This window comes from Variovorax sp. 01T439_2 (assembly GCF_056398445.1).
The window spans coordinates 1-2,784 of sequence record NZ_JBFTPJ010000802.1 but is presented as its reverse complement, the minus strand read 5'-3'; the positions used below and the strand labels follow the sequence as shown (position 1 = coordinate 2,784).

The window sequence follows — 2,784 nt, the reverse complement described above, 5'->3', positions numbered from 1 at the left end:
TCCCACCACCACTGGTGGGCCGTCACCTCGAGCCGCAGGGCGCCGTCGGTGGACAGCCGCGCGAGCGCGCGGTCGGTGAAGATGCTGGCCGCGATGAGCGCGAGCAGCAGCAGCGTGGAGGCCGCCACGGCCGCGATCACGCTGCGTCGGCGGCCGGGCTCGGGCCGGCCCAGGGACGACAGGTCCGGCGCGCTTTCCGCACCCGCGCGCTGCGCGCGCAGCAGCGCGACGAGCAGCGCCGCCAGCACGGCTGCGAAGACCACCGTGCACACCGCCAGCGTCAGCGTCCACAGGCCGCGCACATGGCCGGCCTGCGGACCGAAGGGGGCGAGCACGTCGTGCAGCGCGTCCATCATCATTTCGCTCCCGGGCGCGCGGGTTCGCGGTCGCGCGCGGCTTCCGGTTCGTTGGCCTGCAGGGCATCGGCGCGGCCGGGGGCCGTGTCCTTGCGCAGCTGGCCGCTCATCGAGCGCACATAGGCGGTGAGCTGCCACACCTGGTCCTCGCTCAGGTGTCCGCCAAACGAAGGCATGCCGTTGGGCCGCCCCTGCATGATGGTGCTGAAGACCTGCGCCGGCTCGCTGCCATAGCGCCACTGGTCGTCGATGAGCGCGGGCCCCATGCCGCCGCCGCCCTGCGCGTGGCAGCCGGCGCAGTTGTACCAGCGGTACAGGCGCTTGCCCTGCGCCACGTTGTAGGCGTTGTCTTCGTAGCCTTCGCCGTTGCCCGCCGGCAGGCGCACCGGATCGCTGCGCGCCTCGGCCGGCTGCAGCGCGCTGGTCCTCGGTGCTTCGGGGCGCGGCGCCGCGCGGTTGTCGGGCGGCGTCTCGAAGCGGCGCATCTCGCGCTCGCAGGCGCACAGCGCCAGGCTCGATGCGAGCGCGAGCACCGCGGTGCCGGCCATCCGCAGCGGCGGCGTTCTCATGGCGGCTCCCCGTTCGAGACAGGAAGGCGCGGCACCGCATAGGCATCGAGGATGCGGCCGATGTCGGCGCCGCGCCGCAGCAGGAAATCGTCGAGCCGCGCCTTCATCGCGCGATCGTTCTTGCGCACGCCCATCGCAATCGAGAAGCTGAAAGGCAGGTCCGGATCGCCGGGCGCCGCGGCCGGCGTGAGCCGCAGCGCCGGTGTGGCGCGGGCCGCGAAGTAACCCGCCTGCGGCCCCCAGACCACCGCGGCATCGAGCTCGCCCTGCGCCACCGCCTCCACCATGCGCTGCGCGGGCGGCCCGTCGCCGGACACGGTGAAGCCGACCACGTTGCGCACGGCGTCGTGCCGCGCCAGCACATGGCCCGGCGGCGTCGCGGCCAGGTCGTTGCCCACCAGCTGCACGCCGATGCGCAGCGCGGGCAGGCGGGCATCGTCGAAGGAGCGCAGCGCATCGGCCATCTCGGACCGCGCCGCGGGCTGCACGAACACATAGCTCGATCGGTAGTAGGGCCTCGTGGCCAGCACGCGCTCGTCGCCCGCGGGCACGCCGATGATCACGTCGCAGGCATGGGCGCCGAGCGTCTTGCGCACGAAGCCGCGCCGGTCGGGCAGCCATGCGTACTGCAGCGGCAGACCCAGGTCGTCGGCCAGCAGGCGTGCGATGCGGTTCTCGAAGCCGCTCTGATCCTCGCGCGAGTAGGGCAGGTTGTCGGGCTCCGCGCAGACGCGCAATGCGGCGGCTGGCTCCTGCGCGCCGGCACGGGGCAGCGCACCCGCCAGCGCGAGCAGGGCAGCGCAGGCGGCGCGCGCGAAGTCAGTCCGGCAGCTTGAAGGCATACAGCTTGCCGCCCTTGCGCGTGGCCGCGGGCAGGTCCCTCATGGCGTTGGCGAAACCCAGCGCAGCGGTGCCGTCGCGCGCGTCCAGGTCGCCCGAAACCACCGCGCCCGCCCAGCCGCCGACGCCCGACAGCACGGCCACGTACTGCCTGCCGTCGGGTCCGCGGTAGGACACCGGCTGGCCGATGATCCCGGAGTCGGTCCGGTACTGCCACAGCAGTGCGCCCGTGCGTGCATCGAGGGCCTTGAACCAGCCATCCATCGTGCCGTAGAAGACCACGTCGCCCGCGGTCGCGAGCGCGCCGCTCCAGACCGGGAAATTCTCTTCCTTCGCCCACGCGGCCTTGCCGGCGGCCGGGTCCCATGCGGTGAAGCGGCCGCGCTGGCCGCCGGGCCCCGCGTACATGCGCGCATCGGTGCCCACATACGGCGTGCCCGCGATGTAGCTGACCTGGGAGGACTGGCTGTCCTGGCATAGGTTCTGGTGCGGGATGTAGACCAGCCGCGTGCGCGGCGAGTACGCCGAAGGCTGCCAGTCCTTGCCGCCGGGCGAGGCCGGGCAGATCCCGCGGATGGTCTTGCCGACCTTCGGCTCGCTGGCCGGGTCCTGGCGCAGGCGGCCGGTCTGCAGGTCCACGCCCAGGGAGGTCGTCACCTTCACGAAGGGCCGGGCCGACAGCACCTCGCCGCTCGCGCGGTCGAGCAGGTAGACGTGGCCGTTGCGGTCGGGGTGGACCAGCACCTTGCGCGGCTTGCCGCCCACTTCGGCGTCGACCAGGATGTTCTCGTTCACGCCGTCGTAGTCGTGCAGGTCGTGCGGGCTGAACTGGTAGAACCAGACCGCCTCGCCGGTGTCCGGGCGGCGCGCGAAGATCCCGGCGGTCCAGCGGTTGTCGCCCGGGCGCTGCTCGGGATTCCATGGCCCCGGGTTCCCGGTGCCGTAGTAGACGAGGTCGAGCTCGGGGTCGTAGGAGATCCAGCCCCATGCGTTGCCGCCGCCGATCTTCCAGGCCTCCT

At 72.8% G+C, this 2,784-nt stretch carries 3 protein-coding genes and 1 pseudogene; all 4 read right to left on the bottom strand.

Annotated features, from left to right (window positions below; all coding sequences use genetic code 11):
- A pseudogene (locus AC1DOC_RS28035) lies at nt 1-359 on the bottom strand (cytochrome c oxidase subunit II); the annotation flags it as partial.
- On the bottom strand, nt 356-925 hold the full coding sequence (locus AC1DOC_RS28030; protein ID WP_012745852.1) for a c-type cytochrome: 570 nt from the start codon (nt 923-925) through the stop codon (nt 356-358). The pseudogene AC1DOC_RS28035 and the gene AC1DOC_RS28030, both read right to left, overlap by 4 nt.
- Complete coding sequence (locus AC1DOC_RS28025) at nt 922-1,767, bottom strand: substrate-binding domain-containing protein (RefSeq protein WP_478083861.1); 846 nt, start codon at nt 1,765-1,767, stop codon at nt 922-924. Before AC1DOC_RS28025 ends, AC1DOC_RS28030 begins: the two co-directional genes overlap by 4 nt.
- On the bottom strand, nt 1,745-2,784 hold a 1,040-nt coding region (locus AC1DOC_RS28020; RefSeq protein ID WP_478130952.1), incomplete at its 5' end, for an outer membrane protein assembly factor BamB family protein. The genes AC1DOC_RS28025 and AC1DOC_RS28020, both read right to left, overlap by 23 nt.